This is a genomic window from Clostridium frigoris, from assembly GCF_018861865.1.
Classification (GTDB): Bacteria; Bacillota; Clostridia; order Clostridiales; family Clostridiaceae; genus Clostridium_AD; species Clostridium_AD frigoris.
The window spans coordinates 1-764 of sequence record NZ_JAHLDV010000145.1 but is presented as its reverse complement, the minus strand read 5'-3'; the positions used below and the strand labels follow the sequence as shown (position 1 = coordinate 764).

At 34.2% G+C, this 764-nt stretch carries 1 protein-coding gene; it reads right to left on the bottom strand.

The window, feature by feature from the left end; genetic code table 11:
* The coding region (locus KPL37_RS19510) for a transposase family protein (RefSeq protein WP_484793066.1) at window positions 1-641 on the bottom strand (641 nt) is incomplete at its 3' end.
* Between the last annotated feature and the right edge of the window lie 123 nt (window positions 642-764).

Here is a 764-nt window from a genome sequence, read left to right as displayed (position 1 = left end):
ACATGGTAATAGCCATTTAGTGTTTCTTGGGCATCAAAATAAGCTCCTACAATAGCTCCGGTAGAATCGTCTACAGCAATATGAAGCTGGCTCTTAGACTCACCAAACCAAAGATGAACAGATGCATCCATCTGTAGCATTTCTCCAAAGTAAGCACATCTCGGACGTCTAGGATGTGCTTCTTCAATAGCAAGAATCGAGCTCTGAATAATACTAGCTTCTTTCTTTGATTTTGTAGACTTTCCCATATCTTTTAGTTTTGCTTGTAAAGCTCTTTTAGTAGCACGCTTTGCCTTTGGCGACAGGATGAATTCCTGTAAAAGGATGGAACGTACAGTGTTTGATGAAACTGTAATTCCTTCAAATTCTTCTAATAGTTCTGAAAACTGAGTTAGATTGGTATTTTCATATTTTGTGCAATATAAGGAAACAATAGTTTGCCTTATAATATCCGGTAAAGTGTGTGCAGGTTTTAGGCCACGATTACCATGAATAAAAAAATTCTTTCCTTTTTTCTTATAGCCAATAATCATCCTATTAATATGCCTAACAGTGCAATTAAGTTCTATAGCTGCTCTTTGTTTGTTACCATTACTATCTACTAATTTTTTTATTGTTTCATATTTTGCATTTTCATTCATCCTTAAATCTACCTTTCTGATTTTGTCCACCTCATTTCTTAGTCATGAGGTTTTATTATACTATAGTCCTTTTGGGACATAATCAAATTCGGTATAATAAGACATTATCACAATTCGATCATA